Here is a 23,330-nt window from a genome sequence, read left to right on the forward strand (position 1 = left end):
GCGTGCCGATGACGCGAGCCGCGACAGGGTCAGGGCGATGGTGCGCGGCGCCACCCCTCCGGTCCTCGGCGTGCCCTGCCGTCGAGCTCCAGGAGCGCGAGCAGGCCACGGATCTCCTCGAGGGCGAAGCCGGCGCGGCGGGCCACGTCCTCAGGCGATCTGGGGCTGCGCACGCTCAAGGCGTCGAGCACTCGGGTCCGGTCGTCGGTCCGTCCGCCGGCGGTCTCCGACAGGTGCACGTCCGCGCCGGCGAGTTCGCACGCATCGTCTGCCGACGTGATGCACCGGGCGTCATACTCCCTGAGCAGCCGGTGGCACCCGGCCGACGCCGCGCTCGTCACCGGCCCGGGGACGGCTCCGAGGGGCCTCCCCAGGGCGGCGGCATGCCCCGCGGTGTTCAGGGAGCCGCTCCGCCACCCGGCTTCGACGACGATGGTGGCGCCGCTGAGCGCGGCGATGAGCCGGTTCCGCTGGAGGAACCGCCACTTCGTCGGCGGTGTGCCGCAGGGGACTTCGGCCACGACGGCGCCCGGCCCGGCGGCGATGCGGCCGAGGAGGTCGGCATGCCCGGCGGGGTAAGCGCGGTCGACGCCGCCCGCCAGCACCGCGACCGTCACGCCGCCGGCGGCGAGGGACGCCCGATGGGCCATGCCGTCGATTCCGTACGCGCCGCCGGAGACGATCGCGATGTCCCGCTGTGCGAGGCCGGTCGCGAGTTCCCCCGTGACGTGTTCGCCGTATCCCGTCGCGGCACGAGCTCCCACGAGGGCGATCGCCGTCTCACCGTGAGCGAGCGAATCGAGCCGGCCGCGCACCCACAACGCTCGCGGACCGTGCACGCCGAGGTCGGCGACGCTGCTAGGCCATCCCGCACCCCCGGGGACGACGAGCCTCGCACGCACGCGTCGCGCTCGGTCGAACGCGTCGTCCACGGACTCCAGCCGCGAGCGCCACCGGCGTCGGCCGGCGTCGAGAGAGGGGCTCATCGCCGCGCCATCATCGAAGGCAGTGCGGAGCGCGGACACCGGTCCCCGCTCCTCGATCAGCGTGCCGGCCACGCCGTCGCCCGGCTCGGTCAGGCACGACCAGACCGCGTGCGCGTGATGGTGCACGACGACATCCGCATCATCCAGAACCGCGTCCGGAACGAGCCCCTTCAGGCGCCGCCGCGAGAGTTCGATGTCTTCCCTCAACATGCCGATCCCCCGCGCTTGAGGTACAGCGCACCCCCGACGTCAGTGGCATCCGGATGTTCTCGTCCTGCGAGGTCCGCGAGAGTCCAGGCGACGCGGAGGACGCGGTCGTACCCCCGGAGCGTGAGGGACCCGCGATGGAGAGCGTCGTCGAGGGGCCGCGTGATCGCCGGAGCCACGCGGAGCGGACCGGAGCGGAGCCACGTCCCGTCGACCTCGCTGTTGGTTAGCCAGGGTGTGCCCGACAACCGTCGCTCCGCGCGACGGCGTGCCTCGATCACCCGGCCACGGGCATCGACGGTGGTCACGCCGGTCGCGACGGACTGCGTCGCGGAGACGCGCTGCAGTCCGAGTTCGATGTCGATACGGTCGATGAGGGGGCCGGAGAGCCGGCCGAGGTATCGCCGGATCGCGAGCGACGGACACGTGCACGCACCGCCCGGTATGCCGTAGTTTCCGCACGGACAGGGGTTCGTCGCGATGACGAGTTGGAACCGGGCAGGGAGCACGGCGCGGAATCCGACGCGGTGGATCTCGATGCGGCCCGACTCCAGCGGCTGACGCAGCGCGTCGAGTGCGTGGCCGCTGAACTCGCCCGCTTCGTCGAGGAACAGCACCCCGCCGCTCGCACGGGCGATCGCCCCCGGTTGGAGGACGCGACTGCCGCCGCCGACGAGAGCGACCGCGGACGCGGTGTGGTGCGGAGCCTCGAACGGGGGACGTCGTCGGAGGGTGGTCACGGGGAGCCCCGCGAGCGAGCGGATCGAGGCGACCTGGAGAGCCGTGGCGTCGTCCAGATCCGGAAGGAGCCCTGGTAGGCGCTTCGCGAGCATCGTCTTGCCGGCGCCGGGCGGTCCGCTCATGAGGAGATGGTGCCCGCCGGCCGCGGCGACGATGAGCGCCTCCACGGCGTCCCGCTGACCGATCACGTCGGCGAGGTCAGGGGTCTGGGTGTCGTCCGTCCCCGCGGCCTCGAGCGCCGCCACCGGCTCGGCGTCGACGTCGGCGACGTCCAACCCGTGCGCTCGCGCGACATCGCGAAGGGTGACGGCACCGCGCACCTCGATGCCGTCGACGAGTTCCGCCTCAGCGAGGTTGCCGTGGGGGACGATGACGCGTCGGAATCCGGCACGAGCCGCCGCGAGGACGGCGGGCAGCACACCCGAGACCGGTCGCAGCCTTCCGTCGAGCCCCAGTTCTCCGAGGTGAACGGTCTCCGACAGCGACTGACGGTCGAGCGGAGCTTCCGTCGCGACGGCCGCGATCGCGATGGCGACGTCCAGCGCCGAGCCTCGTTTGGGCAGATTGGCCGGCGACAGATTGACGGTGACGTGGCGCCGCGGCAACGATAGATCGCTGTTCGCGCACGCATTGTGGACCCGCTGCTGCGCTTCGCCGAGAGCCTTGTCCGCCAGCCCGATGATCGAGAACCCGGGAATCTGATTCGACAGGTCGGCCTCCACCTCGACGATGTCTCCCACGAGCCCGGACAAGACGACGGACCAGGTCCGACCGAGGCTCATCGGAGGTCCTCCAGGTGCTCCACGACCGCGGAGCGGGGGTCTGGCCCCGTGATGCCGATCAGATCGAGCCGGAGCCGTCGGCCGCGCGCGGCATCCGGGTGCGCCACGACCCACGCCGCTCCCAATCGCCACAGCCGATCCCGCTTGCGCGCGGTCACCGCAGCGAACGGATGGCCGAACCACTCCCCTCGTCGCGTCTTGACCTCGACGACGACGAGGTGGCGACCCTGCTCTGCGACGATGTCGATCTCGCCGCCCGGACTCCGCCAATTCCGATCGAGGATGCGGTACCCGTGGGTACGGAGATAGTCCTCCGCACGATTCTCGCCGGCTCGGCCGAGGTCGTCTTTCGCTGCCATGCCCCTACTGTCGGGGCACCGCGCACTCCGATTCCGCGTCCGCTCGGATCCGTGGACCCGCCGACGCCTCGCGCGCCTGGGGAGAAGGCTCAGCCGTCGAGCGACAACTCCTCGGGGAGCTGGAAGTCGCGCCGCTGGAGCTCTTCGACGTTGACGTCCTTGAAGGTGAGAACCCGCACGGACTTCACGAACCGGTCCGCGCGGTAGATGTCCCAGACCCACACGTCGTTCATCGAGATCTCGAAATAGAAATCATGCTCGGTGTCACGACGGACGACGTTGACCTCGTTGGCGAGGTAGAACCTGCGCTCGGTCTCGATCACGTACTGGAACTGACCGACGACGTCCCGGTACTCCTTGTACAGAGCCAGCTCGAGTTCGCGGTCATAGTCCTCGAAGACTTCGTCATCCATGGTGACTCCATCCTAGGCGGGCGTCGGACCGCCGCAGACCTAGAACAGGGTTGGGGCGGCCGCGATGGACCATGACGCGCGATGGTGAGCACTGAGCCCGTGGCTCTCGATCGCGGCGCGGTGCTCCGCGCTCGCATATCCCTTGTTGCGGGACCAGCAGTAGACCGGTGCCTGCGCGTCGAGATCCCCCATGTACTCGTCACGCGCGACCTTCGCGATGACGGATGCCGCCGAGGCCGACGCGCAATCCCGGTCCGCCTTGATGACGGGCCGGACTCCTCTGCCGACGGACGCGATCGGCGTGATGTAGTCGTGGTTGCCGTCGAGGATCACGAGCGCGTCCTCCACCTCCACGCCCTGCGCACGAAGGTCGTCGATCGCTCTCACGGCGGCAAGCCCCAGCGCCCGGATGATGCCCACCTCATCGATTTCGTTCGCTGTCGCCCACCCCACGGCGTGGGCCGGCACCCAGGCGCGCGCTCGCTCCGCCACTCCCGCCCGGCGCGGTTCGACGATGAGCTTCGAGTCGCGCAGCCCTTCGGGCACGCGTCGACGGCTGAAGGCGGCATCCGCCGCCACCGCTCCGACGGCGACCGGACCCGCAAGCGCCCCGCGGCCGACTTCGTCGCACGCGATGACGAGCGTGTGTTCGCGCAGGAGACGCCGCTCGAGGGTGAGCGTCGGAGCGACGGCCGCCATCATGGCGCGGGAACCCCGCGGTAGACCTCGTGGTGGAAATCGATCGTGCCGAACCTGTCGAACGGCCACGTGATGAGGAACGCGCGTCCGACGATGTTGTCGATGGGCACGAAGCCATGGCCCGGCTGCTCCTGCTGATACCGGGAGTCCTGCGAGTTGTCCCGATTGTCGCCCAGTACCCATACCGACCCATCCGGCACCGTGACGTCGTAATCGAACTCGTCCGGGGCGGACTGCGATGGGCTCAGGGCGACGTAGGGCGTCTCATCGATCGGAACATCGTTGACCGTCACTTGACCGAGCGTGTTGCAGCAGACGACATGATCGCCCGGCAGTCCGATGACCCGTTTGATCAGGTGATCCTCGCTGTCCGACGCGGACAGCCCCACGAGCGAGCCGAGCCAGTCCACGGCGGCCGTGAGCGGCGGCTCCTCGGGGCGATAGGTCGTGGGGAGCCACCCGCCAGGGTCCTTGAACACGACGACATCCCCGCGTTCATAGTCACCGAACCGCGGGGTGAGCTCGTCGACGAGGATGCGGTCCCCCTTGAGGAGCGTGTTCTCCATCGAGCCGGACGGGATGTAGAACGACCGGACGAGGAACGTCTTCACGAGGAACGACACGAGGATCGCGACCAGCAGGATCACGAGCACGTCGCGGATGAAGGGCCAGGGTCCCCGGCGTCGGGGACGTGCGCGGACGTCGTTCTCGAGAGCGGACGACGGGGAGTCGGTGGTCATGCTGTCCTTCACCGGTGCCGGGGTTCGGCGACCGGTATCCAGCGTCGCACATGACGTGCGCGTGGAGCATCGAAACACCCGGGAACGAAAGATGCCCCAGGACCGAAGTCCCAGGGCATCCCTGTCGAAGAGGCGCTCAGCGGTCGCGCTTCTCCTTGATCTTGGCCTTCTTGCCGCGCAGCTCGCGCAGGTAGTACAGCTTCGCGCGACGGACGTCACCGCGGGTGACGACCTCGATGTGGTCGATGACGGGGCTGTGCGCGGGGAACGTGCGCTCCACGCCGACCTGGAAGCTGATCTTGCGAACGGTGAACGTCTCGCGGACGCCGTCACCCGAGCGACCGATGACGACACCCTGGAACACCTGGATACGCGAGCGGTTGCCTTCGGTGATGTTGACGTGCACCTTGACGGTGTCGCCGGCGTTGAAGACGGGGATGTCGGAGCGCAGCGAGGCTGCGTCGACGGAGTCGAGGATCTGCATGATCATCACTTCCTGCGACCGCCCCAGGTCGACCGCGAGAGTTAGAGGAGAAAGGATGCGGTGCCCCGTCGGTGCCGATGCGGCTCCGAACTCCCCTGAGGCAGAGATCTGTCAGGGCACAAGCGTCCATTCTGCCATGGATGCCGACCCCCGCCAAACACGCACGGATCAGCGCAACGGGTCGCGCTTCTCCTCGAGGACCACGACCGTCGGGTCCGCATGCGGACCGCGCGCCGGCGCGGTGTAGCGACGAAGGATGACGGAGGGACGAGCCTCCTGGAACAGCTGCCACAGCGACGACCAGAACACCGCGAAGAAGACGAGGGTCGCGCCGATCAGCAGCGGCCAGAACCAGGCTTCGCTGAAGAAACCCACGAGGATCGTCAGAACATGCCACAGGCCGATCCCGGCGACATCCCACCACGACAGCGCCCGCGTGTGACGTACCGTCCCGCGGGACCGGATCAGAAGCGTGAGGACGAGTTGCCCCACCAACACGGACGGGATGGCGATGACGATGACCCACGCCAGGGCCCATCCCCCGGCATCCGAGGCGATCCAGCCGATCAACAGCCACAGCGGCAGGATGACGGCGCTCGGCAGCAACCAGTGGAACAGTCCGCGACGCAGTGGCATCCTCCGATGCTACGCCGCCGGGGCTGGGCGGTCTCGGGGAGGAGGCTCAGTCGGCCAGCAGGTCGGGCCGCCGCGCGCGCGTGCGCTCCACCTGCTGGTCACGGCGCCACTGGGCGACGCGACCGTGGTGCCCGCTCAACAGGACGTCCGGAACGTCGTACCCGCGCCAGGAGCCCGGCTTCGTATAGGACGGGTACTCGAGGAGTCCGTCTTCGTGCGACTCCTCGACCAGGCTCTCGGGGTTTCCCACGACTCCCGGGACGAGCCGTCCGACGGCTTCGATCATCGCCATCGCCGCCACTTCGCCGCCGTTGAGCACATAATCGCCCAGGCTGACGAGGCGGACCCGGCCGAGCGTCGCCGCATACGAGAAGACACGTTCGTCGATGCCCTCGTAGCGGCCGCATCCGAAGACGATGTGGCTTTCGGCGCTCCACTCGCGAGCGGTCGCCTGCGTGAACCGCTCCCCCGCCGGAGACGGGAACACGAACAGGGGTCCGGATGCCGGATCCGCCGCGCCGTCGTCCGGTCGAGACGCGATCTCATCGAGGGCGAGGCCCCACGGTTCGGGCTTCATGACCATGCCGGCACCGCCGCCGTAAGGGGTGTCGTCCACGGTCCGGTGCCGGTCGGTGGCGTGGTCGCGGAGATCGTGTACACGGATGTCCAGCAGGCCGGCGCCGCGCGCGCGCCCGAGCAGCGAGACTTCGAGGACGTCGAAGAACGCGGGGAAGATCGTGACGACGTCGATGCGCACGTCAGGACCCGGCGGTACCCTCGTCGCCCGATACCGCGGGCGAATCGTCCTCGGCGGCCAGGTCTTCGAACAGACCCGCCGGCGGCGTGACGACGAGTCGTCCGGCGGCCATGTCGACCTCGGGGACGATGGCCTTCACGAACGGGACGAGGACCTCGCGGTCCTCCCCTCCGGTGAGCTGGACGCTCAGCAGGTCCTGCGCCGGAAAGTGGTCGACGCGGGCGACGCGCCCCACGACCTCGCCGTCTCGGACGACATCGAGGCCGACGAGTTGGTGGTCGTACCAGGCGTCGTCCTCGACGACCGGGGCGGTCGGATCCTGATCGATCCAGAGGATCGCACGGACGAGCGACTCCGCGCCGTCGCGGTCCTCGACCCCGTCGAGGAAGACGACCGGGTGGGAGTTCATCCACTTGAACTCGCGCACCGTCACGGTCTTCCCGTGCCAGGGCGAGGACTCCGGGACCTGCAGTGTGAAGACCGCACCGGGCACGAAACGGCCGTCGGGGTCATCGGTGTACAGCTCGAGCTTGAGGGCGCCCTTGAGCCCGTGTGCCTTGACGAGACGGCCGACACGCAACTGCGTCCGGGCCGGGTTGACCGACACGTCAGTCGTCCGCCACGTCGACGCGGACGCGCGAGCCGTCTGCCAGGGCGGAGATGAGGGTGCGCAGGGCTTTCGCCGTGCGTCCGCCGCGCCCGATCACACGACCCCGGTCATCGGGGTGCACACGCACCTCGAGCACCTCGCCGCGAGGCGAGGAGCTGGAAGCGATGGTGACGTCGTCCGGGTGATCCACGATCCCCTTGACGATGTGTTCGAGCGCGGCGGCCAGCAAGGTCTTACTCGGACTCGGTCGCGTCGGCGGCCGCGGCGTCAGCGGCAGGCGCCTCGGCCTTCTTCTCCGCCTTCGGCTTGATGACCGACTTCTTCGACGAGTCGAGCTCGAAGGGGGCCTTCGGCTCGGCGGTCTTCACGGTCGAGACCGCGTCCTTGTCGCCCTTGAACTTGCCCCAGTCGCCCGTGAGCTTGAGGATGGCGGCGACCTGCTCGGTCGGCTGAGCGCCGACGGAGAGCCAGTACTGCGCGCGCTCCGAGTCGACCTCGATGAACGAGGGCTGCTCGGTCGGGTGGTACTTGCCGATCTCCTCGATGACGCGGCCGTCGCGCTTGGTGCGCGAGTCGGCGACGACGATGCGGTAGTACGGCGCACGGATCTTGCCCATGCGCTTCAGACGGATCTTGACAGCCACAATTCTCCTGAATGGTGTTGCGAGTGATGATGAACGTCGCCTGGAGCGTGGGGTGCACACCCGGCGGGAGCTCTGCGGTGGACCTCCGAGCCGGATAGAGGGTCGGGCAAGGCGGTCCAACCGTCCATTCTGCCAGATGGAGAGGGATGCCGCGAACCGCCGTACCGGCGTGCCACACTGAGCCCATGACGGTGACCTTCGCCACATCCGCTCGTTCGTCCGTCGGAATCGAATGGGAGATCATGCTGGCCGACCGGTCGACCGGCGACCTCGTCCCCGCGGCTCCCGGCATCCTGGATGAGATCGAGGAGCAGACCCGCCACGAGCGTCACACCGTCACCGGAGAACTGCTGACCAACACGATCGAAGTGACGAGCGGGGTCGGTGACACCGTCGCCGCCGCCGTCGACGACATCGGCGACGCCATCGACCTGATCCGCACGGTCACCGACCCGCGCGACATCGAACTCCTGTGCGCCGGCAGCCACCCGTTCGCCCGCTGGTACGACCAGCAGGTGACGGACAAGACCCGGTACCACAAGCTCATCGAGCGCACGCAGTGGTGGGGGCGCAACATGATGATCTGGGGCATCCATGTCCACGTCGGTGTCGAGGACGTGTCGAAGGTGATCCCCATGATCAACGCGCTCTCCGCCTACCTCCCTCATCTGCAGGCGCTCTCCGCATCCAGCCCGTTCTGGGCGGGCGACCGAACCGGCTACGCGTCGAACCGCGCGCTCGTGTTCCAGCAGCTCCCGACTGCCGGACTCCCCTGGCCGCTCGAGACCTGGGCCGAGTACGAGGCCTACCTCGCCGACATGGAGCGGACGGGCGTCATGGCGGACGCCACCGAGGTGCGGTGGGACATCCGTCCCGCGCCGCGATGGGGGACGATCGAGATCCGCGCGTGCGACGGGATGTCCACGCTTCCCGAGCTCGCCGCCGTCGCCGCGCTCGTCCAGGTGTTGGCGGAGCACTTCTCCCGAATGATCGACGAGGGGAGACCGTTGCCGACGATCCAGCCCTGGTTCGTCCGCGAGAACAAATGGCGCGCAGCCCGCTACGGCCTCGACGCCGACATCATCGTCGACCGCGAGGGGCGTCAGCGACCCGTCGCCGAACACCTCCGCGAGCTCGTGGAGTCCCTCTCCCCCGTCGCATCCGAGCTTCACTGCGCAAAGGAGTTCGCCGGCATCGCCCAGATCCTGGATCAGGGCGCGAGCTACCAGCGTCAGATCCGAGTGGCGGATGCCGCCGACGGAGACCTCCGCGAAGTCGTGCACCACCTCATCCGGGAGTTCCGGGGCGGCCCGAGCCTCCGCGAGGTCGTCTCGGTCGGCTGAGAGCGGTCAGTTCTTCCCGAAGAGCTTCTGGATCTCGGCGAGGTCCGCCTCGGTCGGCTCCGTCGGCGCGCCGAGGCCGAAGCCCGACCCGGACGCCGCCGTCGTCGCTGCCGAGAGGCCGGCGTTTTCGGCCGCCCGCTTCGCGGGATTGCCCGACCGCGAGCCTCCGCTGCTCTTCTGCTTCTTCCCACGCTTGCTGGACGCGCCCGGCTTTCCGCCGACGGCGCCCATACCCGGCATGGATGGGACGCCACCGCGGGCGACCGTCTTCATCATCTTCGCGGCCTGATCGAAGCGCTGCACGAGCTGATTGACATCGGTGACGGTCATGCCCGACCCCCGCGCGATGCGGAGGCGGCGCGAGCCGTTCAAGACCTTCGGGTTGCGACGCTCGATCGGCGTCATCGAGCGGATGATGGCCTCGGTGCGATCGATCTCGCGCTCGTCGAAATTCTCGATCTGCTGCTTCATCTGCCCCATGCCCGGCAGCATGCCGAGCATCTTCTTCATCGAGCCCATCTTGCGGACCTGCTGAAGCTGCTCGAGGAAGTCCTCGAGCGTGAACTGCTCCGTCGCGAGCTTCTCCGCGACGCGCTGCGCCTCTTCCTCGTCGAACGCCTGCTGAGCCTGCTCGATGAGGGTGAGGATGTCACCGAGGTCGAGGATGCGGCTCGCCATGCGGTCGGGGTGGAAGGGCTCGAGGTCGTCGAGGCCTTCACCCGTCGAGGCGAAGATGATCGGGCGCCCGGTGACCGACGCGACGGAGAGTGCGGCGCCACCTCGGGCGTCGCCGTCGAGCTTGGACAGCACGACGCCCGTGAAGTCGACGCCGTCCTGGAATGCCTTGGCCGTGTTCACGGCATCCTGACCGATCATCGCGTCGATGACGAACAGGACCTCGTCGGGCGCCGTGGCAGTGCGGATGTCGGCTGCCTGCTTCATGAGCTCAGCGTCCACACCGAGACGGCCGGCGGTGTCGATGATCACGGTATCGAACTGCTGGCGACGAGCATGCTCGACTCCGTCGCGGGCGACCTTCACGGGGTCCCCGACGCCGTTGCCCGGCTCGGGGGCGTAGATGGCGGCACCGGCGCGCTCCGCGACGACGGTGAGCTGGTTCACGGCGTTCGGGCGCTGCAGGTCGCACGCGACGAGCAAAGGCGTGTGCCCGTCCTTCTCGAGCTGCTTGGCGAGCTTGCCTGCGAAGGTCGTCTTACCGGAACCCTGCAGCCCCGCGAGCATGATGACTGTGGGCGGCTGCTTGGCGAACTGCAGGCGACGCTGCTCGCCGCCGAGGATCGCGACGAGCTCCTCGTTGACGATCTGGACGACCTGCTGAGCGGGGTTCAGTGCGCGGCTGACCTCGTCGCCGAGCGCGCGGTCGCGCACCTTGCCGGTGAACTCCTTGACGACCTGGAGCGCGACGTCCGCGTCGAGCAGGGCGCGACGGATCTCACGCACGGTGCCGTCGACGTCGGCGGGCGACAGCTTTCCCTTCGTGCGGAGGTTGCGGAAGGTCTCGGTGAGACGATCGGAGAGCGTGCCGAAGGTAGCCATGATGGCTCGAGTTTAGTCGAGCGGGAGCGCCCGCCCGGCGCCTCGGGCAGGCAACGTGATCGCGGCTACCCCGAGGGCACCCTCGAGCTCGTCGGAGAGCGAGGCCCGGCCGGCACCGGCGCGTGCCCAGCGCTCGATCGCGATCATCACGGCCCCGGCGTGGGCAGCGCCGCAGACCGCGGCAGCCACCTGCTCCGCACCGTGCGCGACGAGGGATGCCGAGACCACCGTGGCGATCCGCGCACTGCGGACCGCCGCGCCCCGCTCCAATTCATCCGTCAGGCCCATGGCGTGAGCACTGACCAGGGCGAGGGCGAGGCTGTCGGGCTGGAGATCGCGACACATGGACATCAGAGCCGCCGCCGGATCCTCCACCGGTGCGCCTGCCCGCAGCGTTTCGATCCGACCGTCGAGCGAGGACCAGAGGATGGCCTCCTTCGACTCGAAGTAGTTGAAGAAACTCGACCTGCTGACCCCCGCGCGCGCCGAGATGTCTGTGATCGATGTCGCGTCGAAACCGCGCTCGAGGAAGAGTTCGCAGGCCGCCTCCGACAACACCTCGCGAGACGACGCGCGGGGCCGACCGGTCGTCATGACGCCAGCCTATCGGGGGGCGTATTGTTGCACGCAGTCCAACAACGCGAGAGGCCCTCATGATCGAGATCCGCACGGTCGGGATGGCGCCCGACCTCGTCCCCTACCGTGACGGCTGGGCGCTCCAGCGCGGGCTCCACGCCGACATCGTGAACGGGAGCTGCGGCGACACGCTTCTCCTTCTGGAGCACGAGGCCGTCTACACGGCCGGAGCACGCACGGCGCCGGACGAGCGCCCGGTCGACGGTACGCCTGTCATCGATGTCGACCGCGGGGGGAAGATCACCTGGCACGGTCCGGGCCAGCTCGTCGGCTACCCCCTCGTCCGCCTTCCGGATCCGGTCGATGTCGTGGCGCACGTCCGCCGACTCGAGGACGTTCTCATCCGCGTCGCACGATCGCTCGGTGTCGACGGAAAACGCGTCGACGGGCGAAGTGGGGTCTGGGTCGATCGCGCCGGCGCGACGGCGAAGGTCGCCGCCATCGGCGTGCGAGTGCAGGGCGGGGTCACGATGCACGGGTTCGCGCTGAACTGCGACAACTCCCTCGAACCGTTCTCTCGAATCATCCCGTGCGGGATCGCCGACGCCGGCGTCACGACGCTGTCGTCGCTCCTCGGCCGCGACGTCTCGCCCCGCGAGGTCCTTCCCACGGTGGCATCCGCTTTCGCAGCGGAGTTCGGCGCGGAGGTGGCGGCGTGAGCGAGGCCGGGCCCGACGGCCGGCGGATGCTCCGCCTCGAAGTGCGCAACGCGCAGACGCCCATCGAGCGCAAGCCCGAGTGGATCCGCACGAAGGCGCGGATGGGACCCGAGTACCAGGAGCTCCAGGCCCTCGTGAAGGACGAGGGACTCCACACGGTCTGCCAGGAAGCGGGGTGCCCCAACATCTTCGAGTGCTGGGAGGACCGGGAGGCGACGTTCCTCATCGGCGGTTCGCAGTGCACGCGCCGATGCGACTTCTGTCAGATCGACACCGGAAGACCCGCCGACTACGACACGGATGAGCCCCGCCGCGTCGCGGAGAGCGTCATGCGCATGCGCCTGCGGTACGCAACCGTCACGTGCGTGGCCCGCGACGATCTGCCCGACGGCGGTGCGTGGCTCAACGCCGAGACCGTGCGCCAGATCCACGCGACGAATGCGGGAACGGGGGTGGAGCTGCTCGCCACGGACTTCAACGGCGACCCCGAACTCCTCGACGTCGTCTTCGCCTCGCGACCCGAAGTCTTCGCCCACAACGTCGAGACCGTTCCCCGGATCTTCAAGCGCATCCGCCCCGCCTTCCGGTACGAACGGTCCTTGGGTGTCCTCACGCGGGCGCGGGATGCCGGATTGATCACGAAATCCAACCTCATCCTGGGCATGGGCGAGGAACGGCACGAGGTCGAGGAGGCGTTGCGCGATCTCCACGCTGCGGGGACCGACATCATCACGCTGACGCAGTACCTGCGTCCGTCGCCCCGACACCTGCCGGTGGCGAGGTGGGTGACGCCCCAGGAGTTCGTCGAACTCCGAGAGCTCGCCGAATCGATCGGCTTCCTCGGCGTGCTCGCAGGACCGCTCGTCCGTTCGTCGTACCGCGCAGGTCGGTTGTGGGCGCGATCGATGAAGTCCAAGGGCCGCGACATCCCGATCGAATTGGTGCACCTGGCGGAAGAGGCCGCTGCCGAGGGTTTCGCGCAGGCCGTCTGATTCCTCCACAGGCGCCGGGCGGCGGCATCCGTCCACCGGGACCGCCGTTTCCGCAGGCGCGGAGTGCTCCCGCTCGTACTTTCGTGGTGCCGGACCGACCGGCACCACGAACGGAAGAGCCCTCATGCGCACTCCTCTCGCCCTCACCGCCCTGCTCGGAGCCGCGATCGCGGTCGCCGCGGCGCTCCCCCAGACCCACGGGGCGCAGCCCCCGGCCGAGCCGGCTGCCGACACCGTGGTCTCCGTCACGGGTGACGCCGCGAACGGATTCGAGATCACCTACTACGACGGATCCGGAGAGTATCCCCCCACGGACTCCGAGGCCATGGCGGAGTGCGCCGAGTACGAGACGCGGATCGAGCGTGTCAGATGCCGAGCCGAGGTGCGGACCTGGTACCGAGACCTGGCTACGTTGCGCGATGCCCTCGACTGGGCGCACGCGTCACGCGGTTGATATTCAGTCGGCGCTGGTCACGGACTGCACGGCTCCCGCGACATCGAGGTTGACCAGGAGGACGTCGTCGGTCGAGTCGGGATCGAGCGCGTACTCGAGGACCGCGAAGGGGTCCTTGCCGCTGTGCTCGTCGGCGAGGATCGTCATGCTCATCAGTTGGAGGGAACGGATCACATCCATGTGCGTGTCGCCCCGAGACGTCGACGAGGAGGTCCTCGATGTCCTCCCCCAGCATCTCCTGCTGCTGCAGGATGAACTCGGTCACTTCGCTGGTGCGATCGTCGAGTTCCGACACCATCGCGTTCCGCGCGCGGAGGTCGATGGTCTCCAGCGCGGCGATCATCGCAGCGGCGACGTCGAGCGCTTCGATCGACACGTCGTCCTGATCGGGCGCGGTGAGATCGACGGTCACCCGCTGATCACCGAAGTCGACGACTTCCGACCAGAAGATCGACCCGTCGGGTCCGGACTCCAGAAGTCCGAAGTAGTCGTGCTCGATCGCCATGCCTCAATGAAACCAGCCTTGACGGCCCTGCGCGACCGCTCGGGTCAATCCACCAGGGCAGAAGCGAACACGTGCGGCGTGAAACCGGTCAGATCCCCGATGCCCTCGCCCTGTCCGAGGAGCTTCACGGGGATGCCGGTGCGTTCCTGTACGGCGAGGACGAAGCCTCCGCGAGCCGAGCCATCGAGTTTCGTCAGGACGAGACCGGTCACACCGGCGTGCTCGAGGAATGCTTCGGCCTGCATGACCCCGTTCTGACCCGTCGTGGCGTCGAGGACGAGGAGCACCTCACTGATGGGGGCCTGCTTTTCGATCACGCGGCGGATCTTCGTGAGCTCGTCCATGAGCCCGGCTTTCGTGTGAAGACGACCCGCAGTGTCGACGAGGACGATCTCGGTGCCGGTGCGGATGGCGTGGTCGATCGTCTGGAAGGCGACGGATGCCGGGTCCTGACCCTCCTGCTGAGGACGCACGATGGCCGCACCCCCGCGCTCGGCCCATGTTGCGAGCTGATCGACTGCGGCCGCGCGGAAGGTGTCGGCAGCCCCCACGACGACGCTCCGTCCGAATCGGCGCAGGTAGGCGGCGAACTTCCCGATCGTCGTCGTCTTGCCCACGCCGTTGACCCCGACCACGAGGACGACCGCGGGGCGTTCGCTGAGGCGGAGGGTGGTGTCGAACTTGGCGAAGTGCTCCTCGAGCGTTTCCCGCAGCATGCGCTGGAGGTCCTTCGGATCGGTCGTTCGGAACCGTTCCACCTTCTCGCGGAGCTCGTCGACGATGCGCTCGGTGATGTCCGGACCGAAATCCGCCGTCAGGAGTGCCGTCTCGAGGTCATCCCATGTCGTCTCATCGATCGTCGGTTTGACGAACAGGCCGCGCAGCGCGCGACCGAGGGACCAAGAGCTCTCCGCCATGCCCCCAGGCTAGTTGACCCGATCAGCCCTTCTCGCAGGCGATGCCATCCTTGTCGCGGTCCATCTTGCTGTTGGCGTTGTACAGGGCCGTCGAGAACGTGGGCTTGACCTTGAACGCCTTGTTCTTGCCGTTGACCTTGTTGAACTTCACGCCGGCTTTGGCCACCCCGCCCTTGTGGGCCTTGTTGAGCGCCGAGCAGTTCGCGAACTTCTTCACGACGGGTTTCGCCGCCGGAGCCACGCGGGTCGCAGTGACGGATGACGTCGGCACGGGTGCCGCGGACGCCACCGACGGCGCGCCCACCAGAGCACCCGCCACGATCACAGCAACCATCGCCCGCCGCGCACGCGCGCGCACAGATTCGTTCATTCCCGACCTCAGTCTTTCCCGAGGGACACCCCGTCCCCGTGCACACAGTACACAGACCGAGGACGCGGTCCCGGTGCAGAGCCCATGGCTCTCAGACGGCAGCCCGCTCTCGGACGCGTTGGCCCACCACAGCCGATACACCGTCCTGACGCATCGACACGCCGTAGAGCGCGTCCGCGATCTCCATCGTCCGCTTCTGATGAGTGATCACGATCAGCTGGCTCGATTCCCGGAGCTGCTCGAAGACGCCGAGCAGCCGCCCGAGGTTGGCATCGTCGAGCGCCGCCTCCACCTCGTCCAGGATGTAGAACGGACTCGGACGCGCCTTGAAAATCGCCGTCAGAAGTGCGACCGCGGCAAGCGAGCGTTCACCGCCGGACAGCAGCGAGAGCCGCTCGATCTTCTTGCCGATTGGTCGCACCGCGACGTCGATGCCCGTCGTCAACGGGTGATCGGGATCGGTGAGGGAGATGGACCCCGTGCCGCCGGGGAACAGGATCGGGAAGACCTCACCGAAGGCCGTCTTCGTGTCCTCGAACGCGGCGAGGAAGATGCTCTGCATCCGCTCGTCCAGCTCTTCGATGATCGTGAGCAGATCCGTGCGCGTACGCACCAGGTCATCGAGCTGAGCCGTCAGGAAGGAATGCCTCTGCTCGAGCGCGGCGAACTCCTCGAGAGCGAGCGGGTTGACCCGACCGAGCTGGGCGAGTTTGCGCTCGGCGTCATGAAGGCGTTTCTGCTGGATGGCACGGTCGAACAGCGCGGAATCTTCGCCGGATTCGTCCGGAATCGCCACGTCCGGACCGTATTCCGCGAGGAGAATATTTTCGTCGAAGCCGAGTTCCGACTGGACTCTGTCGAGCAGGCTCTGCACGTGCAGACGCTTCTCGTGCATCTGCAGTTCCAGCCCATGGACGGACTCCGTCACGCGCGAAAGCCGCTCACGGACCTGCCCGTCCTCACGCCGGAGCTGCGCGAGCTCCGCGGTCAGGGCCGTGCGGGTCTGCTCCGCACGTTCCAGCTCGACCCGCGCCTGGGCGGTCGAACGGTCGATCGAGTCCAGCACGGGCGGCAGCGCCGTCACGACCTCGGACGCGATCGTGCGCTGAGCACGACGGACGACGGCACGACGTGCGGCCGCTTCTGCCGCCGCACGTTCCTTCTCACGCTGACGCTCGAGCTGGACCACGCGCGCCTCCGCCGCGCGGACGCGCTCCCGCAGCGTCTCGACATCCAGACGCGTGTCCATCTCTCGACCACGAGCAGCCTCGAGCGCATCGAGGAGGCCATCCCGAGCCGACGCATCGAGGATCGGCCGGGGAGTCTCTTCCGCGGCACTGAACGCCTCCCGCGCCGTCCCCGCAGCCGTGTCGGCATCCCGCGCCGCAGCCTCCGCCTGCCGGACTCCGGCCTCCAAGCGCTCGCACTCGGCGATGGCCGCCTCGAGGCGAACCGTCGCACGGTTGAGCTTCTCCGCCTGCGCCGCGCGCTCCGAGTCGTGCTCCCGCAGCGCGGTCAGCGACTCGCGGGTTCGCTGGCGGGCGGCATCCCACGCGGACTGCGCCTCGTCGAGGGCCTCGCGCAGGGAGTCGGCGATGACCGTGACCTCCGTCAGCCGCTCCCGGGCCGCATCGCGCTCGGCCGCGAGCTCCAGACGAGATCGAGACTGTCCCGAACCCGCCTGGAGGGTGCTCGTGGTGACGGTCTCCCCTGCGCGGGTGACGGCGACGATGCGGCTGCTTGCGCGGGCAGCGCTCCGGCACGCTGCGAAGGCGCCGTCGATGTCATCGGCGATGGCGACGCCCGCCAGCGCTGCTCGCACGCCCGCGGGCGCGTCCACGACGTCCGCCGCCCACGTCCACTCTCCGTCGAGAGGCGGTTCACCTGATTCCGGTCCATCCATCAAGGCGATGTCGACAGCACCCAGATCCTGGTCCCGAGCTGTCCTGATGACCGTCCGCGCCGTCTCGAGATCGTCCACGAGGACACCGTCCGCGAGGGCACCGAGAGCGGCGGCTACCGCCGCCTCGTACCCCGCAGTCACGCGGATCGCATCACTGACGATGCCCCGGATACCGGCGCCGCCCCGCTCGACGACGGCCGCAGCGGCGTTCCGGATGTCCAACGCACGACCCAGTGCAGCCGTCTCCGCCAGCAGGGATTCGCGCTCGCGCTCCGCCGCGTGCAGCCGTTCGCGAATCGATCCCAGTTCGCGCTCGGCGTCGGAGGCATCCCGCTGGGCGCGTTCATACGCAGTCGTGTACTCGACGGCGGAATCCTCCGGCGTCTCCGCAGCCGGGGCGATCTCCGCCAAGGCGGATTCCGCCTCGGAGCGACGCTGTTCGGCCGCATCGAGCGCCTTCTGCTGGCGTTCGACGGTTGCGCGCAGAGCCTCCGCCTTCGACGCTGCCGCCTCGGCGCGACCGCGCAGAGAGGCGAGGCGCATGTCGTGTTCCGACACGAGCGCGCTCTGCGCGGCGATGTCGGTGTCGAGTGCGTCGAGGTCGGCGCGGGACCTGATGACATCACGCGCCGCCGCGGCTGCGGCATCCTGAGCTGTGCCGAGACCGGAGCCGATCTCGTCGATCTCGCTTCGCGCCTCGTCGATGACGGCTTGCGTCACCGTGGCGCTCGCGTCGGGAGCCTCTCCGTCGTCTTCGAGAAGGGTCAGTCGCTGCCCGGCGAGCGAGTAGAGACCGCGCAGCCGTTCTTGCACACGACCGAGCTCGAAGGTGACGGCGCGGGCGCTGTCGACCGCTTCAGCCCGCTGGTCGTTCTCGAGTTCATCGATCCGGCGACGGAGGCCGTCGGCGCGATCCTGCAGAACGAGACGCTCGGCGTGGCGCTCCTGTTCGTTGCGGGAATGGTCTGCGAGCTCCGCGCGCAGACGCGCCAGTTCGTCGGCGTAGAGGCGCGCCTTCGCATCGCGCACCACCGCAGCGATCGACGCCGCCTCGCGGGCGATCTCCGCCTGCTTGCCGAGCGGCTTGAGCTGGCGCCGCAGTTCGCCGGCGAGATCACTCAGCCTCGTCAGATTCGCTTCCATCGCCTCGAGCTTGCGGAGGGTCTTCTCCTTGCGCCGGCGATGCTTGAGGATGCCGGCCGCTTCCTCGATGAATCCGCGGCGATCCTCGGGGCTCGCCTGGAGGACGGTGTCGAGCCGGCCCTGTCCGACGATGACGTGCATCTCTCGACCGAGGCCGGAATCGCTCAGGAGCTCTTGCACGTCGAGGAGACGGCAGGTCTCGCCGTTGATCGCGTACTCGCTGGAGCCGTTGCGAAACAGCGTCCGGCTGATGGTGACTTCGCTGTACTCGATCGGCAGGACGCCGTCGGCGTTGTCGATCGTCAGCTGCACTTCGGCACGACCGAGCGGGCCGCGCGTCGCGGTGCCGGCGAAGATGACATCCTCCATCTTGCCGCCGCGGAGAGTCTTCGCGCCCTGCTCACCCATCACCCAAGCGAGGGCATCGACGACGTTCGACTTGCCCGACCCGTTGGGCCCCACGATGCAGGTCACCCCCGGTTCCAGGGCGAAGGTCGTCGGCTGGGCGAAGGATTTGAACCCCTTGAGCGTCACGCTCTTCAGGTGCATGCGGGGCCTCCGGGGTCGTCGTCCCGTCCACGCTAGCGGACGAATCACGGACGCCACTTGACGGCGCGCCCGGGGCGGCGCTAGTGTCAGGGCTCGCGTCAGAAGTCTGAGAAAGGAGGTCCCCGACATGATTACTCGCATGATGCCCACCGGAGAAGCGTTCACCGCGTTCCCGTTCGCAGGGGGGACCCTCTCCTTCGACGCCGTAGCGGACACCCGCGCTCTCACCGGCCGCTGACCACGGCGCCCCTGAGCTCCGTCTTCTGACGGACGACTGCGTCGAACCCGCTCGGACTCATCGTCCCTCCCCGCCGTGTGCGGCGGCCCTCGAGGCCCGCCCACGGTCGTGCTCTCTCGTGCTGCGGCACGATCCCCGCCGCGCCCGCGGCACAACCCACTGCAACGATCGAAATGAGATCACTCATGCGCACTCTCACCGCGCCGCAGCGCACAACGGCGGTCCTCGCCGCGCTGCAGCATCCGACCCCGACGGGGCCCGCTCCCCGTCAGACGTTCATCGACCGACTCGCCCTCCGGATCGCGCTGGCGCTGCTCCTGTGGAGCACCCGCCCCGGCGCGAACCGGGAGGAGATCGAGGCTCGACACCGCGAGAGCCTCGCTCGCCGCGAGCGGGAAGCCGAGTGGGACCGCCGCCGCGCGTTCCTCGGCCCCCGCCTTTGATCCCGTCCGGGGCTGCGACACCGTCGCGGCCCCGGACCCACGCACGTCAGGAGCACGATCATGACCACCCCCGCCTACGAGATCCGCCCGCTCATCGTCCCCGCCTCGCTCGATGCACCGAACGCGGCGGACTTCATCGCGATGGTCGACGTCCGCAATGAGATCTACCGCGAGATCAGCGCGAACGATGATGAAGCCGCGACACCGGCCCAGCTGCTGCCCCACTTCCAGGAAGACCCCGACAACGACAAACACAGCTGGATCGTCCTCGTCGACGACGAGGTGGCCGGACGCGTCATCGTCGACATCCCCGCCGAGCAGGGGTCACAGGTCGCGTACTGGACGGTCGAACTACTCGAACGCGTCCAGGGCAGAGGGATCGGTTCCGACCTTCTCGAACTCGTCGAGGAGACGGCACGCCAGGCTGGACGAACCGTCCTGGAATCCTGGGCGGAGCACCCGGAACCCGCGGACGGCGTGTCGGTCCCACGACTCCCCGCACCGACAGGGTTCGGCACCATCCCACAGGACCGCCCCGCGCGGTACTACCTGCGCCACGGGCACACCCTCGAACAGGTGGACCGCAAGAGCATCCTCCACCTGGATGCCTCGCTCGCGACCACCCGCGCACTGTTGGCGGATGCCGAGACCCACTCGGCGGGCTACCGCGTCGAACAGTGGCTGCTCCCCACTCCCGCGCAGTATCGCGAGAGTTTCGCCTGGGCGAAGTCCCGCATGTCGACGGATGCCCCCACGGCCGGCCTCGAGGTCGACGAGGAGAAGTGGGATCTCGATCGCCTCGAGCGTCACGAGGCGCGTTACCTGGAGGCCGGCCAGACCGTCCTGGTCACCGCGGCGGTCCACGAGGCCACGGGCGATGTCGTCGCCTTCAACGAGCTCTGCTCCGGAGCCGACCCGACCGCGACCACGCAGCAGATGGACACCCTGGTGCTCCGGAAGCACCGTGGCCACCGTCTGGGCCAGCTCATCAAATGCGCGGGAATCCTGCGGTGGCGAGAAATCGTTCCCGAGTCACGCCGGATCATCACCTGGAATGCCGAGGAGAACCGGCCGATGCTGAGCATCAATGAGGCGATCGGGTTCGCCCCCGCCGCCTACATCGGCGCCTGGAAGAAGGTGCTCGCCTAAGCTCGGCGCTGGCATTTCGGGCAGTAGTGGCTCGACCGGTTGGCGAAGCTCACCCGGACGATCGGCGTCCCGCATCGAGGACACGGTTCGCCCGTGCGACCGTACGCGTTCAACGAGTGGGCGAAGTAGCCGGCCTGACCGTTGACGTTGACGTACTGCGCGTCGAAGCTCGTTCCACCCTCGGCGAGGGCCCGGTGCAGAACCGCCCGGACCTCGCCGAGGAGGCGCCCGAGCGACCGGATCGAGAGATCGTTTCCGAGGCGCTCCGGGTGCAGCCGTGACGCCCAGAGTGCTTCATCGGCGTAGATGTTGCCGATGCCGCTCACGACGGTCTGGTCGAGGAGGACGCGTTTGACAGCCGAACGCGTGCGGAGCACCGCGCGCCGGAAGGCGTCCTCGTCGAAGGCCGGATCGAGCGGATCACGCGCGATGTGCGCGACCTGGCTCGGCACCAGCGCGACGTCGCTCCCCCGCCCGCCGGCCGCGCCGTCGGGCGTGGGATCCAGACGATCGACGGCCAATGATCCGAACGTGCGCTGATCGACGAAGACGACGGCGAGATCTCCGTGTTCCGGATGCCGCACGTCGAGCCGGATGCGCTCGTGCCGCAGCGGCGGGGTCCCGGACTCGCGGAGGAGCATCTGGCCGCTCATACCGAGGTGGCCGACGATCGCCTCACGCTCACGGACGTCGGTCCCGGCCGTTGTCGTCGCCAGCGGCATCCACAGGAACTTGCCGCGACGGACGACACCGTCGATGCGTCGACCGGTCACCCGGGATTCGAAGTCGGCGGCGTCGCCCGCGTGGCGTGTCAACGCTCGCGCGTCGGAGACGGTCACGGCGTCGATCCGCGAGTTCGCCAGAGCCGGTTCGAGGCCGGCGCGGACGACCTCGACCTCAGGCAGCTCGGGCACGGCGCCTCACGCCTGCGACGACAGCACGCGCCAGACGGCGAGAGCAGCCGCCATCTCGGCCTGCTTCTTGCTGGAGCCGCCCCCGGTGCGGGAGACGTCGCCGACGGCGACCGTTGCGGTGAAGACCCGATGGTGATCGGGCCCCGCGGCATCCACGCTGTAGGTCGGTGCCGACATCCCGCGCCGTGCCGCGAGCTCCTGGAGCGCGGTCTTCGGGTCCATCGCTGCGCCGTACCGCTCCGGGTCGGCCATCAACGGCGACACGAGACGGAGCACGAGCGCGGTCGCTTCGTCGATGCCCGCGGAGAGGTAAGCGGCACCGATGAGCGCTTCGGTCGTGTCCGCGAGGATCGAATCCTTGTCGCGGCCGCCGGTCTGATCTTCACCCCGCCCCAGTCGCAGGTGGGCGCCGAGACCCATGCCGCGAGCGACTTCTGCGAGGGCGACGGTGGATACGACGCTCGCGCGTCGCTTCGCCAGCGAGCCTTCGTCCAGCTCGGGATGCGACCGGTAGAGGTGCACGGTCACGGCCATGCCGAGGATCGAATCGCCGAGGAACTCCAGCCGCTCGTTGTGAGCGATCCCGCCATGCTCGTACGCATACGAGCGGTGGGTGAGCGCAAGCGACACAAGCTCGGGGTCGATATCGACCCCGAGCTTGTGTGTGAGTACCGAGTGATCGGTCACTGCGTCTGTCACGACGCGGCGATCAGATGTCGGCGACCTTGCGGCCCTTGTACTCGAGGAACAACTCCGTGCCCTGCGAGTCGGTGACGACCTTCGCCTGGTGGGGACGGCTGTAGACGACCTTGCCGTTCTCGATGGTCTTGACGAGCGTGGGGGCCTCGGCCTTCCACTGCGCGCGACGCGAACGGGTGTTGGAGCGGGAGACCTTCCGCTTCGGGGGGTTACCTGCCATGGTCAGCTCTTCTCTGTGTCGTCGGCGGCGGGGCGTACTGCCTCGTCGTCGTGGTCTGTGGATGGGGCCGACAAGGCGGCCAGCGCAGTCCAGCGCGGGTCGATCTGAGTCTCCGGGACCGGTGCATCGGTCAGCTTCTCGCCCGTGGTCGGATCGAGTCCGGGGCAGTCCGGCTGACACACCGGCTGGAACGGAAGCGACAGGACGATCGCATCCCTGACCCCTGTTTCAAGATCCACGTGGTCGTCTTGAACCTGGAAGTCAGTCGCTTCGTCCCCAGAATACCCGAAGAGTTCCTGAAACTCGACTTCGAGCGGGCGTGTCAGGTCCATGAGGCACCGGCTGCACTGCCCCTCGTACGTCGCCGCGATGTCCGCGGTGACCAGGATCCCCTCGTGGACCGACTCGAGACGGACGTCGACACGGACGTCGCTACCCTGGTCGACCCATGCCAGCCCCTCGCCCCACTTCTCGGGTGCCGGGACCGTCACCTCGAACTCGCGCATCTCCCCGGGTGCCCGGACGATGTCCCGGACGGGGAGGACGAAGGGACCGCTGTTCACACGCTTTCTGACCACGGT

At 68.5% G+C, this 23,330-nt stretch carries 27 protein-coding genes and 1 pseudogene; 6 read left to right on the forward strand and 22 right to left on the reverse strand.

What is annotated here, in order from left to right; translation table 11 throughout:
* Positions 1 to 29 precede the first annotated feature (29 nt).
* From dprA to rpsP, 12 genes are all read right to left on the reverse strand, one after another.
* Complete coding sequence (dprA, locus tag QE428_RS12495; protein ID WP_307469740.1) at positions 30 to 1,196, reverse strand: DNA-processing protein DprA; 1,167 nt, start codon at positions 1,194 to 1,196, stop codon at positions 30 to 32.
* Complete coding sequence (locus tag QE428_RS12500) at positions 1,190 to 2,716, reverse strand: YifB family Mg chelatase-like AAA ATPase (RefSeq protein ID WP_307469743.1); 1,527 nt, start codon at positions 2,714 to 2,716, stop codon at positions 1,190 to 1,192. The genes dprA and QE428_RS12500 overlap by 7 nt, the downstream gene beginning before the upstream one ends.
* Positions 2,713 to 3,075, reverse strand: coding sequence for a YraN family protein (locus QE428_RS12505; RefSeq protein ID WP_091353921.1), 363 nt, complete (start codon positions 3,073 to 3,075; stop codon positions 2,713 to 2,715). Before QE428_RS12505 ends, QE428_RS12500 begins: the two co-directional genes overlap by 4 nt.
* Positions 3,076 to 3,164: 89 nt before the next feature.
* Positions 3,165 to 3,488, reverse strand: a complete 324-nt coding sequence (locus tag QE428_RS12510; RefSeq protein WP_036309185.1) for a DUF2469 family protein — start codon at positions 3,486 to 3,488, stop codon at positions 3,165 to 3,167.
* 39 nt (positions 3,489 to 3,527) lie between these two features.
* Positions 3,528 to 4,187, reverse strand: coding sequence for a ribonuclease HII (locus QE428_RS12515; RefSeq protein ID WP_307470738.1), 660 nt, complete (start codon positions 4,185 to 4,187; stop codon positions 3,528 to 3,530).
* Complete coding sequence (lepB, locus tag QE428_RS12520; RefSeq protein ID WP_307469756.1) at positions 4,187 to 4,927, reverse strand: signal peptidase I; 741 nt, start codon at positions 4,925 to 4,927, stop codon at positions 4,187 to 4,189. The genes QE428_RS12515 and lepB overlap by 1 nt, the downstream gene beginning before the upstream one ends.
* A 136-nt stretch (positions 4,928 to 5,063) precedes the next feature.
* Complete coding sequence (rplS, locus tag QE428_RS12525) at positions 5,064 to 5,411, reverse strand: 50S ribosomal protein L19 (RefSeq protein ID WP_307469759.1); 348 nt, start codon at positions 5,409 to 5,411, stop codon at positions 5,064 to 5,066.
* A gap of 168 nt (positions 5,412 to 5,579) precedes the next feature.
* Complete coding sequence (locus tag QE428_RS12530) at positions 5,580 to 6,047, reverse strand: MFS transporter permease (RefSeq protein WP_307469764.1); 468 nt, start codon at positions 6,045 to 6,047, stop codon at positions 5,580 to 5,582.
* Between the two features lie 46 nt (positions 6,048 to 6,093).
* Positions 6,094 to 6,804, reverse strand: a complete 711-nt coding sequence (trmD, locus tag QE428_RS12535) for a tRNA (guanosine(37)-N1)-methyltransferase TrmD (protein WP_307469769.1) — start codon at positions 6,802 to 6,804, stop codon at positions 6,094 to 6,096.
* Between the two features lies 1 nt (position 6,805).
* Positions 6,806 to 7,411: a ribosome maturation factor RimM gene (gene rimM, locus QE428_RS12540; RefSeq protein WP_133399686.1), complete on the reverse strand. Its 606-nt coding sequence runs from the start codon at positions 7,409 to 7,411 to the stop codon at positions 6,806 to 6,808.
* Between the two features lies 1 nt (position 7,412).
* Entirely contained in the window at positions 7,413 to 7,643 is a 231-nt protein-coding gene (locus QE428_RS12545; RefSeq protein WP_018188045.1) for an RNA-binding protein, read from the reverse strand.
* Positions 7,644 to 7,647: 4 nt separating this feature from the next.
* Positions 7,648 to 8,058: a 30S ribosomal protein S16 gene (rpsP, locus tag QE428_RS12550; RefSeq protein WP_307469773.1), complete on the reverse strand. Its 411-nt coding sequence runs from the start codon at positions 8,056 to 8,058 to the stop codon at positions 7,648 to 7,650.
* 185 nt (positions 8,059 to 8,243) lie between these two features.
* On the opposite strand from rpsP, the gene QE428_RS12555 reads away from it, so the two are divergent.
* Positions 8,244 to 9,401 (forward strand): glutamate--cysteine ligase, encoded by a 1,158-nt coding sequence (locus QE428_RS12555; RefSeq protein WP_091353944.1) that lies wholly within the window; start codon positions 8,244 to 8,246, stop codon positions 9,399 to 9,401.
* Between the two features lie 6 nt (positions 9,402 to 9,407).
* On the opposite strand, the gene ffh is transcribed toward QE428_RS12555, so the two are convergent.
* Positions 9,408 to 10,958, reverse strand: coding sequence for a signal recognition particle protein (gene ffh, locus QE428_RS12560; protein ID WP_091353948.1), 1,551 nt, complete (start codon positions 10,956 to 10,958; stop codon positions 9,408 to 9,410).
* 12 nt (positions 10,959 to 10,970) lie between these two features.
* Positions 10,971 to 11,552 carry a TetR/AcrR family transcriptional regulator gene (locus QE428_RS12565; RefSeq protein WP_307469780.1) on the reverse strand — a complete coding sequence of 194 codons (582 nt, stop codon included), beginning with the start codon at positions 11,550 to 11,552 and terminating at the stop codon, positions 10,971 to 10,973.
* A gap of 59 nt (positions 11,553 to 11,611) precedes the next feature.
* On the opposite strand from QE428_RS12565, the gene lipB reads away from it, so the two are divergent.
* The 3 genes from lipB (at position 11,612) to QE428_RS12580 (ending at position 13,699) form a co-directional block, all read left to right on the forward strand.
* On the forward strand, positions 11,612 to 12,253 hold the full coding sequence (gene lipB, locus QE428_RS12570) for a lipoyl(octanoyl) transferase LipB (protein WP_307469784.1): 642 nt from the start codon (positions 11,612 to 11,614) through the stop codon (positions 12,251 to 12,253).
* Between the two features lie 26 nt (positions 12,254 to 12,279).
* On the forward strand, positions 12,280 to 13,245 hold the full coding sequence (gene lipA / locus QE428_RS12575; RefSeq protein ID WP_307470741.1) for a lipoyl synthase: 966 nt from the start codon (positions 12,280 to 12,282) through the stop codon (positions 13,243 to 13,245).
* A gap of 124 nt (positions 13,246 to 13,369) precedes the next feature.
* Complete coding sequence (locus QE428_RS12580) at positions 13,370 to 13,699, forward strand: hypothetical protein (RefSeq protein WP_307469786.1); 330 nt, start codon at positions 13,370 to 13,372, stop codon at positions 13,697 to 13,699.
* A 3-nt stretch (positions 13,700 to 13,702) separates the two neighbouring features.
* Here the strand turns inward: QE428_RS12580 and QE428_RS12585 are convergent.
* From QE428_RS12585 to smc, 4 genes and pseudogenes are all read right to left on the reverse strand, one after another.
* A pseudogene (locus QE428_RS12585) lies at positions 13,703 to 14,204 on the reverse strand (DUF2004 domain-containing protein).
* A 44-nt stretch (positions 14,205 to 14,248) separates the two neighbouring features.
* Complete coding sequence (ftsY, locus tag QE428_RS12590) at positions 14,249 to 15,121, reverse strand: signal recognition particle-docking protein FtsY (RefSeq protein WP_091353967.1); 873 nt, start codon at positions 15,119 to 15,121, stop codon at positions 14,249 to 14,251.
* Between the two features lie 22 nt (positions 15,122 to 15,143).
* Positions 15,144 to 15,491, reverse strand: coding sequence for an excalibur calcium-binding domain-containing protein (locus QE428_RS12595; protein ID WP_307469790.1), 348 nt, complete (start codon positions 15,489 to 15,491; stop codon positions 15,144 to 15,146).
* 91 nt (positions 15,492 to 15,582) lie between these two features.
* Positions 15,583 to 19,086 carry a chromosome segregation protein SMC gene (smc, locus tag QE428_RS12600; RefSeq protein ID WP_307469793.1) on the reverse strand — a complete coding sequence of 1,168 codons (3,504 nt, stop codon included), beginning with the start codon at positions 19,084 to 19,086 and terminating at the stop codon, positions 15,583 to 15,585.
* A 423-nt stretch (positions 19,087 to 19,509) separates the two neighbouring features.
* Here smc and QE428_RS12605 point away from each other — a divergent pair, with 423 nt between their 5' ends.
* On the forward strand, positions 19,510 to 19,767 hold the full coding sequence (locus tag QE428_RS12605) for a hypothetical protein (protein WP_133399692.1): 258 nt from the start codon (positions 19,510 to 19,512) through the stop codon (positions 19,765 to 19,767).
* 60 nt (positions 19,768 to 19,827) lie between these two features.
* Positions 19,828 to 20,916 (forward strand): GNAT family N-acetyltransferase, encoded by a 1,089-nt coding sequence (locus QE428_RS12610; RefSeq protein WP_307469801.1) that lies wholly within the window; start codon positions 19,828 to 19,830, stop codon positions 20,914 to 20,916.
* Here QE428_RS12610 and mutM read toward each other — a convergent pair.
* From mutM to QE428_RS12630, 4 genes are read right to left on the reverse strand one after another with little or no spacing between them, the layout of a single operon-like run.
* On the reverse strand, positions 20,913 to 21,830 hold the full coding sequence (mutM, locus tag QE428_RS12615) for a bifunctional DNA-formamidopyrimidine glycosylase/DNA-(apurinic or apyrimidinic site) lyase (RefSeq protein ID WP_307469805.1): 918 nt from the start codon (positions 21,828 to 21,830) through the stop codon (positions 20,913 to 20,915). The two genes, QE428_RS12610 and mutM, sit on opposite strands and share 4 nt — an antisense overlap.
* Positions 21,831 to 21,836: 6 nt before the next feature.
* Positions 21,837 to 22,529 carry a ribonuclease III gene (gene rnc / locus QE428_RS12620; protein WP_091353988.1) on the reverse strand — a complete coding sequence of 231 codons (693 nt, stop codon included), beginning with the start codon at positions 22,527 to 22,529 and terminating at the stop codon, positions 21,837 to 21,839.
* Positions 22,530 to 22,539: 10 nt separating this feature from the next.
* Positions 22,540 to 22,749 carry a 50S ribosomal protein L32 gene (gene rpmF / locus QE428_RS12625; protein WP_018188062.1) on the reverse strand — a complete coding sequence of 70 codons (210 nt, stop codon included), beginning with the start codon at positions 22,747 to 22,749 and terminating at the stop codon, positions 22,540 to 22,542.
* A gap of 2 nt (positions 22,750 to 22,751) precedes the next feature.
* On the reverse strand, positions 22,752 to 23,255 hold the full coding sequence (locus QE428_RS12630) for a DUF177 domain-containing protein (protein ID WP_307470744.1): 504 nt from the start codon (positions 23,253 to 23,255) through the stop codon (positions 22,752 to 22,754).
* Positions 23,256 to 23,330: the final 75 nt, after the last annotated feature.

The sequence above is a fragment of the Microbacterium sp. SORGH_AS_0505 genome, from assembly GCF_030818715.1.
In the GTDB taxonomy this organism is placed as follows: domain Bacteria; phylum Actinomycetota; class Actinomycetes; order Actinomycetales; family Microbacteriaceae; genus Microbacterium.

Excerpts from the sequence above, each read along its gene's own strand:
- dprA (WP_307469740.1), bottom strand. The coding sequence starts at position 1,196 with ATGTTGAGGGAAGACATCGAACTCTCGCGGCGGCGCCTGAAGGGGCTC.
- QE428_RS12500 (WP_307469743.1), bottom strand. The coding sequence starts at position 2,716 with ATGAGCCTCGGTCGGACCTGGTCCGTCGTCTTGTCCGGGCTCGTGGGA.
- QE428_RS12505 (WP_091353921.1), bottom strand. The coding sequence starts at position 3,075 with ATGGCAGCGAAAGACGACCTCGGCCGAGCCGGCGAGAATCGTGCGGAG.
- QE428_RS12510 (WP_036309185.1), bottom strand. The coding sequence starts at position 3,488 with ATGGATGACGAAGTCTTCGAGGACTATGACCGCGAACTCGAGCTGGCT.
- QE428_RS12515 (WP_307470738.1), bottom strand. The coding sequence starts at position 4,187 with ATGGCGGCCGTCGCTCCGACGCTCACCCTCGAGCGGCGTCTCCTGCGC.
- lepB (WP_307469756.1), bottom strand. The coding sequence starts at position 4,927 with ATGACCACCGACTCCCCGTCGTCCGCTCTCGAGAACGACGTCCGCGCA.
- rplS (WP_307469759.1), bottom strand. The coding sequence starts at position 5,411 with ATGCAGATCCTCGACTCCGTCGACGCAGCCTCGCTGCGCTCCGACATC.
- QE428_RS12530 (WP_307469764.1), bottom strand. The coding sequence starts at position 6,047 with ATGCCACTGCGTCGCGGACTGTTCCACTGGTTGCTGCCGAGCGCCGTC.
- QE428_RS12555 (WP_091353944.1), top strand. The coding sequence starts at position 8,244 with ATGACGGTGACCTTCGCCACATCCGCTCGTTCGTCCGTCGGAATCGAA.
- ffh (WP_091353948.1), bottom strand. The coding sequence starts at position 10,958 with ATGGCTACCTTCGGCACGCTCTCCGATCGTCTCACCGAGACCTTCCGC.
- QE428_RS12565 (WP_307469780.1), bottom strand. The coding sequence starts at position 11,552 with ATGACGACCGGTCGGCCCCGCGCGTCGTCTCGCGAGGTGTTGTCGGAG.
- lipB (WP_307469784.1), top strand. The coding sequence starts at position 11,612 with ATGATCGAGATCCGCACGGTCGGGATGGCGCCCGACCTCGTCCCCTAC.
- lipA (WP_307470741.1), top strand. The coding sequence starts at position 12,280 with ATGCTCCGCCTCGAAGTGCGCAACGCGCAGACGCCCATCGAGCGCAAG.
- QE428_RS12580 (WP_307469786.1), top strand. The coding sequence starts at position 13,370 with ATGCGCACTCCTCTCGCCCTCACCGCCCTGCTCGGAGCCGCGATCGCG.
- ftsY (WP_091353967.1), bottom strand. The coding sequence starts at position 15,121 with ATGGCGGAGAGCTCTTGGTCCCTCGGTCGCGCGCTGCGCGGCCTGTTC.
- QE428_RS12595 (WP_307469790.1), bottom strand. The coding sequence starts at position 15,491 with ATGAACGAATCTGTGCGCGCGCGTGCGCGGCGGGCGATGGTTGCTGTG.
- smc (WP_307469793.1), bottom strand. The coding sequence starts at position 19,086 with ATGCACCTGAAGAGCGTGACGCTCAAGGGGTTCAAATCCTTCGCCCAG.
- QE428_RS12605 (WP_133399692.1), top strand. The coding sequence starts at position 19,510 with ATGCGCACTCTCACCGCGCCGCAGCGCACAACGGCGGTCCTCGCCGCG.
- QE428_RS12610 (WP_307469801.1), top strand. The coding sequence starts at position 19,828 with ATGACCACCCCCGCCTACGAGATCCGCCCGCTCATCGTCCCCGCCTCG.
- rpmF (WP_018188062.1), bottom strand. The coding sequence starts at position 22,749 with ATGGCAGGTAACCCCCCGAAGCGGAAGGTCTCCCGCTCCAACACCCGT.
- QE428_RS12630 (WP_307470744.1), bottom strand. The coding sequence starts at position 23,255 with ATGCGCGAGTTCGAGGTGACGGTCCCGGCACCCGAGAAGTGGGGCGAG.